Source organism: Moorena sp. SIO3I6 (assembly GCF_010672095.1).
Window position 1 is genome coordinate 1 of record NZ_JAAHHU010000260.1, and the last position, 6,705, is coordinate 6,705.

Genomic DNA, 6,705 nt, shown 5'->3' on the forward strand with positions numbered 1-6,705 from the left:
GAGTCATAATTATTATGAGCCCGGCCCTGAGTAATCCCGACTCCCGACTACCGACTCCCGACTCCCGACTCCCGACTCCCGACTCCCGACTCCCGACTCCCGACTCCCGACTCCCGACTCCCGACTCCCGACTCCCGACTCCCTAAAACCTAGGACGAGGTACCTAACCCAGTTGAGAACTGCTATAAAATAAAAGACTAAAGCATTCACACTCCTCAATTTGAGGACATCCAGTTATGGCCCTGCCAATTGTTGCAGTTATCGGACGCCCGAATGTGGGGAAATCAACCTTAGTCAATCGTTTGGCAGGGGTGACCGATGCTATTGTCCACAACCAACCAGGAGTAACCCGCGATCGCACTTATCGCCCTGCTTTCTGGCAAGACCGAGACTACCTGGTTGTGGATACTGGCGGCTTGGTATTTGATGACAATACCGAGTTCTTGCCCTTGATTCGAGAACAGGCAATGGCAGCTTTGGCTGAAGCGAGTGCAGCAGTGTTAGTGGTGGATGGTCAAGCAGGACCCACAGCTGGAGATGAAGCGATCGCGCAATGGTTACGTCAACAACATGTGCCAGTTGTGCTAGCTGTCAATAAATGTGAATCGCCCCAGCAAGGAATTATCCTAGCCTCCCAGTTTTGGGAACTGAATTTAGGAGAACCCTTCCCGGTCTCAGCAATTCATGGCAATGGTACAGGAGAATTACTAGAGAAGCTGGTTACCTACCTGCCCAATGTAGACACTATCCCAGAAATCCCAGAGATTAAAGTTGCTATTGTCGGACGCCCCAATGTGGGAAAATCCAGCTTATTGAACACCCTCACTGGGGAGAATCGCTCGATTGTCAGTCCAATTTCTGGCACCACTCGTGACGCCATTGATATGGTAGTACAACGGTCAGCAGATCCAGAAAAGGGTACTGAAGCCCAAACCTATCGCTTGATTGACACCGCTGGCATTCGCAAAAAGAAAAACGTTACTTACGGACCGGAATTTTTTGGTATTAATCGTGCCTTCAAAGCCATTCGCCGCTCAGATGTAGTGCTACTGGTGATTGATGCTATAGATGGGGTGACAGAGCAAGACCAAAAACTGGCAGGACGTATTGCGGATGAAGGACGTGCTGCGGTAATTGTAGTCAATAAGTGGGATGCTATCGAAAAAGATTCCTACACTATTTATGACTACCAAAAACTGGTGAAAGACCGACTGAGTTTTATCGAGTGGGCTGAAATCATCTTTGTCAGTGCCCTAACAGGCAAGCGGGTCGAAACAATTTTGGATTTAGTTGATACCGCTGCCAATCAACATGGACGTCGTGTCTCTACCTCTGTGATTAATGAAGTCCTACAAGAAGCCGTTAGCTGGTACACTCCTCCCACTAATCGCCAAGGGCGTCAGGGCAAAATCTACTACGGTACCCAGGTAAAATCTAAACCTCCCACTATTGCCCTATTTGTCAACGACCCCAAACGCTTCAAAGACAACTACCGTCGCTACATAGAGCGTCAGTTCCGCCAACAATTAGATTTCACCGGTACACCACTACGCTTACTGTGGCGAGGCAAAAAAGTCCGTGATGGAGAAGAAGCTCAAATCAACCTCAATCGAGCTACCCGTGTTTGACAAATAACTGCCTCGACTACTACCCACTAAGCACTAACCACTAACATGGACTTATTGCGATCGCTTCCCATCGGACTGTATTTGGAACAACCAGTAACCTGGATGCATCACCTCGACTCCAGGGTAAAGATGTTTTGGTTGACTAGTTTTCTGATCGCACCCCTGTTGGCAAATCCCTACTGTCGGCTCGGGCTATCCTCCTTACTGATTATCATCACCCTTACCGCTAGGATTCCCTGGCGGGTGTGGCGTCAGCAAATGGGTTGGTTGTTGATGATAGCATGTTTTGCATTTTTGATGACTGCGACTTTTCCAGATGGTATGGCAATTGAGCATCAAATACGACTACCTCAAGAATTCAGCCTACCCCAACCTACTGACTACCGTTATGTAATCTGGAGTGGGGGACCGGTTACGATTACTCGTCGCTCATTAGATTTAGGGATCCGGATCAGCACAACTCTATTTACCCTAGTTTATAGTTCCAGTCTTTTCCTGCTGACCACAGCACCAGAAGAAATTACTGCAGGTTTAGAAAGCTTAATCAAACCCTTACGGCGTTTGAATGTTCCGGTTACGGAAATTCTGCTGACCTTAACCCTTTCCTTGCGCTTTATCCCCCTAGTGCTAGAAGAAGTACAGAATTTAGCTCGTTCCATACGCACTCGTGCTATCAACTGGAAAAAACTCGGTCTGAACCGAAGCCTACAAATTTGGTTAATGGTTGCGGAAAAGCTTCTGGAAAATTTACTGTTACGGGCTGAGCAAATTGCTAGTGCCATGACTGTCAGGGGCTTTACTAGTCCCAATGAGCATAAAGTGGAGTGGCATCAACTGCGCATACGCTGGTGTGATTGGTTAGCACTGGCAAGTTTACTAGTATTTTGGGGAGTAAGATTAACCTGGGGTTGGAAAATTTGAATCTTTTTTAAATAACATAGCTATGGTTTAATCTAGGTAACTTCAAGCGATCCCTAGGCTTTAAAACCAGGGAAAGCAGTCAAGATGTGTATCTCAGCCATCCTATGACAAATCAATCACCGTCCGAGCAATCACCATCCCCAACACCTCCTCAGCCAAGCCGCAAACCAATTCTAGAGCTTGATGAATTACTGGCGATTATCGTAGCCTTCGCCACTATTGGTCTAATTCTGTTTTGGGGCACAAAGGGCAACCGGGGAAAATTTAGCTTCAAATCCCTTGAGTCTCCCTTTGCATCATCTGAGTCAACAGAGTCAACGGGAGAACTATCACTATTTCCAAGTGTTAAATCAATCACGGGTGGAGATAAGTCATCATCTGCGCTCTCCTCATCCTCCAAATCAAGAACGAGTTCTTTGTTCAGGGGATATTCAGTTGATCCAGCCACGGGTTTAATGCTCGGGTCAGCTCAAGATAAATCACCAGAGGAGTCACAAACTAATCGATTCCTGGGGCTATTCTCATCAGGGTACTCATCCACAGGATATCGCGACCGCACCATGGCCAAGGGCAAAGCCGGATCAGATGGTAATACTGACGGTAGCACAGGTCCTGACCAAGCCAGATCAGATGGTAATACTGACGGTAGCACAGGTCCTGACCAAGCCCAATCCTCATCACAAACTATCCCTATAGATGTTAGCGATTTCCGCTCCATTCAACCAGCAGAGATTCCTAAAAATCATTGGGCAAGTCCTTTCATGAGACCTCTAGCCAAGGACAAAGTATTAATTAACTTACCTGATCAGGAATTTCTACCGGACAGACAGGTAACACGGGGAGAGTTAGCTGCTCAAATTCAAAAAGCGTTTCAAGAGCAGAAGAAGCGACAACGAGTAAATTATAAGGATAAACCTACTGATCAATCAGCATCTAAAGCAATTGATGAAGCTACCGAAACCGGCTTCATGTCAGGATATCCCGGACAGGAGTTCCGTCCTGAGCAAAAGGTTCCTCGTGTACAGGTTTTAGTTAGCCTGATTAGCGGTCTTGATCTTCAACCTTCATCCAATCCAGCCGAAACGTTAAAGATTTACCGAGATCAGGATGACATTCCTGAGTGGGCGATTGAGAAAGTAGCAGCAGCAACAGAAGCGGGTATAGTTGTTAACTACAGTGAAAAAACTATGCTCAGACCAAATCAGCCTGCTACTCATGCTGAGATGGTTTCTATGCTTTATCAGGCTTTGGTCACATCAGGTAAGGCTCAAGGGGTTTCCTCTCCATATATTGTAGCTCCGAAATAGAATTATCGGATTACAGATCAGGTAATGATCAGCCCATTTTAATCGACGTTATTGATTAGCCCGGAGTTAACACTCCGGGCAATATTTTTTGTGAGAATAGAGGGAGAAGGGAGCAGGAAGCAGGGAGCAGGGAGCAGGGAAAAGAGCACTGGAAAAAAATCCTGTTTACCTCATTACTATGACAAACCCTTGTTAAGCATCAAGGCAACCGTTAACTATCAACCATTGTGTTAATGCAGTCGTTCATGGTTTGAGTTCTGTATGCGATCGCATCTGTCTTGATGCAGTCGCTCATGGGGGGAACCCCCAAGACCGCGCTGCATCGCTGTCAGCCCCCTGGAAATCCCCACAGGTAGGCGCACCCGTTGCTACCACAGTGCTCTGACAGGTAGCCCAATTGGGGTTCGAGGAGGAGTTGTCACTGTTGGCTGTACAGGAGTGGAAATGACAGTTCTCCGAATACGGTTCATCCGTTCGATACGCCTCTGTTGGAGAGACTCTAACACCTCGGTAACACTACTGGTAACCCTCGTAGTCTCTGAACTGGCCAAAGCACTGGAACTAACAATATTAACGATACGATTCCCAGCCATCAAGACTTGCTTACCTTCTATCACATGCCATTGCCTGAGCTTGGAAGTTGGTAGCCAAACCGTTTTGCTCTCACCGTTGTCAAGCTTAACCTTTACGATATTGCCAACGATACTCTTGATAGTACCTTTGTCAAGCTCTTGCCCCCGATCTTGTTTCAGGATCCGGTTTTGGGCTTGTTCACCCATTGAGTTAGCCTTAGCGGGAGCCATAGTAAGGGTACACAGCAGCAATGACAAGGTAGTCCCTGTCCAGACATTAAACTTTTTAATATTCATTATCAACTTAACTTATATTTATGTTAATCGAAGAATTTAAAATTCACTAATCTACTGTAAAATCTACGGAAATAATAGATTGTTTCCGGAATATATTATCAGTAAAATTACTAACTTTTGGTCTGCCAAAATACCTGAAGGCGTCGGTGTGAACGTTTTTGATAATGTTGCTTTTCAAGTAGATTAAAGTGATGTTATAAAGTTGTTATAAATAAAAACTAATTAGAAATGGTGAGAGATAAATTACTATCTCGGAGCTTAAGGCTACTATGCTTGAGTATAGTAATTCCAATACTTTATGGGCAACAGCAGGTAGCTGCCTCTGAAAAAACGAGTAGTCCTGTTCCTACTCCCAAAGAGGTTTTACCTCAAAATCAATTGCCTGGAATTGAAGCCCCAAAATTGCCACCCCTTGGAGACCCGGATCTATATCTTCCTCTAGAAGAAGACTTGCCACCAGAGGCTACTCAAATTACTCGTTTGGTGATTAAATTGAGTGAACGTCGTGTTTATGTCTATCAAGCGGCTCAAGTCCTAAACAGTTACCCAATTGCCATTGGTAAAGTGGGTTGGGAAACACCAACAGGTAATTTTGAAGTGATCCAAAAGCTTCAGGATCCAGCTTGGGAGCATCCTTGGACAGGTGAAATAATTCCTCCAGGGCCGAATAATCCCCTTGGCGATCGCTGGATTGGTTTTTGGACTAATGGGAAGAATTATATTGGATTTCATGGAACAACTGCTGAGGAACTCGTCGGACAAGCTGTTTCTCACGGTTGCATCCGAATGCTCAATAAAGATGTGCGGGATTTATTTGAAAAGGTTGCTATAGGAACACCGGTAATCGTACAGCCTTGACATCCTCTATCAGAATAGGTTAATCACCAGAACAAGTAAGCTCACGGGGTGACAACAAAGCTCAAACCTAGATAGGTGTTGGGTATTAGGTTTTAGGTTTTAGGTTTTAGGTTTTAGGTATTGGGGAAAATGAGCGCGACTCATGTTGTTGTATTTACCAGCAGTTGAAGCAATTTTCACGCATACTTCGTCAATGATAGTTTTAATCAATCCATACCCGCACGGACATTGTTCCCTAACACCTAACCCCTAAAACCTAACACCTGTATGACTTTTATAGCTATAATTGTGGTCGATTGCTCCACTTCCGGTCTTGGAGAGTTTCACAACTTAAATCCGATTGTTATAGTTATGATGGTGTAGGTTCAACTTTCCGACCCGGTCTACCAGAAACGGGATTTCCAAACATTAAACGTGTTTTTTTATGAGTAAATCAATAATTGAGTTAGTTGATGAACTGTCAACCGATAGCCTAACCGTAAAAATACTGAACGCACTGGATTTTGTGATCCCAGGGGAGTGGGAAAACCTAGTGGGGTTTAACCATACCATTCGCAAGCTAACTGGGGAAGAGGATTACGAGGTGATTACGAAAATTCGCGATCGCGCCCTCGCCATCTACGAAGACCCCAATGAGGGATACCAAAAAGCCGTTGGGATTTATCAAAAGTTTGACAGAACTGACAAAGCGATCGCAGCAGCGGCAATAGCCGACAAAGTCGGGGATACCTTTAGGTGGATCCCGTTTTTAGAGAAACTGACTCCCAAAGCTGACAAGCTGCAAGGGGTTGACTTGGGTCTGAAATTGGTGGGGGAACTACTTGCCCATAGCAAAATTCACAAGGTTGGCTTGAATCCCTTCGAGTTTGCCAGTTCTATCCGGGAAAACTATGATCAAGCTGCTCTGATGCGGATGGTAGCTTTAGTTTGTATTGATGGGGTAATCCCTCTTGGTGCAGACTTCGTGTCTAAAGTACGAAATACCCTTGAAGAAGGAGATCAATCATCCTTTTCCAACAATGATGAGTTTGAAGCCATCAGGGACTCAATCCCAGATGGCGATAAACAGGGATTCATTACTCAAACCTTTGATGCAGTTGGTGGCTGGATGGATAATCTAGT

General features: G+C 45.3%; 6 protein-coding genes. 5 read left to right on the top strand and 1 reads right to left on the bottom strand.

All coding sequences use genetic code 11. The annotated features are described in order from the left end of the window. Positions 1-236: 236 nt before the first annotated feature. The 3 genes from der (at position 237) to F6K49_RS33290 (ending at position 3,856) form a co-directional block, all read left to right on the top strand. Positions 237-1,628 (top strand): ribosome biogenesis GTPase Der, encoded by a 1,392-nt coding sequence (gene der / locus F6K49_RS33280; protein WP_293103536.1) that lies wholly within the window; start codon positions 237-239, stop codon positions 1,626-1,628. A 45-nt stretch (positions 1,629-1,673) separates the two neighbouring features. Further along, a complete protein-coding gene (locus F6K49_RS33285) occupies positions 1,674-2,549 on the top strand; it encodes a CbiQ family ECF transporter T component (RefSeq protein ID WP_293103539.1) in 876 nt (291 codons plus the stop codon). A 104-nt stretch (positions 2,550-2,653) separates the two neighbouring features. Beyond that, entirely contained in the window at positions 2,654-3,856 is a 1,203-nt protein-coding gene (locus F6K49_RS33290; RefSeq protein ID WP_293064814.1) for an S-layer homology domain-containing protein, read from the top strand. Positions 3,857-4,224: 368 nt separating this feature from the next. On the opposite strand, the gene F6K49_RS33295 is transcribed toward F6K49_RS33290, so the two are convergent. Next, positions 4,225-4,725: a hypothetical protein gene (locus tag F6K49_RS33295; protein ID WP_293103541.1), complete on the bottom strand. Its 501-nt coding sequence runs from the start codon at positions 4,723-4,725 to the stop codon at positions 4,225-4,227. Between the two features lie 228 nt (positions 4,726-4,953). Here F6K49_RS33295 and F6K49_RS33300 point away from each other — a divergent pair, with 228 nt between their 5' ends. Together F6K49_RS33300 and F6K49_RS33305 are read left to right on the top strand one after the other, a co-directional pair. After that, positions 4,954-5,583, top strand: a complete 630-nt coding sequence (locus F6K49_RS33300) for a L,D-transpeptidase (RefSeq protein ID WP_293103544.1) — start codon at positions 4,954-4,956, stop codon at positions 5,581-5,583. Positions 5,584-6,007: 424 nt separating this feature from the next. Continuing rightward, positions 6,008-6,705, top strand: a 698-nt coding sequence (locus F6K49_RS33305) for a hypothetical protein (protein WP_293103547.1), incomplete at its 3' end; no start/stop codon positions are given.

Excerpts from the sequence above, each read along its gene's own strand:
- der (WP_293103536.1), top strand. The coding sequence starts at position 237 with ATGGCCCTGCCAATTGTTGCAGTTATCGGACGCCCGAATGTGGGGAAA.
- F6K49_RS33285 (WP_293103539.1), top strand. The coding sequence starts at position 1,674 with ATGGACTTATTGCGATCGCTTCCCATCGGACTGTATTTGGAACAACCA.
- F6K49_RS33290 (WP_293064814.1), top strand. The coding sequence starts at position 2,654 with ATGACAAATCAATCACCGTCCGAGCAATCACCATCCCCAACACCTCCT.
- F6K49_RS33295 (WP_293103541.1), bottom strand. The coding sequence starts at position 4,725 with ATGAATATTAAAAAGTTTAATGTCTGGACAGGGACTACCTTGTCATTG.
- F6K49_RS33300 (WP_293103544.1), top strand. The coding sequence starts at position 4,954 with ATGGTGAGAGATAAATTACTATCTCGGAGCTTAAGGCTACTATGCTTG.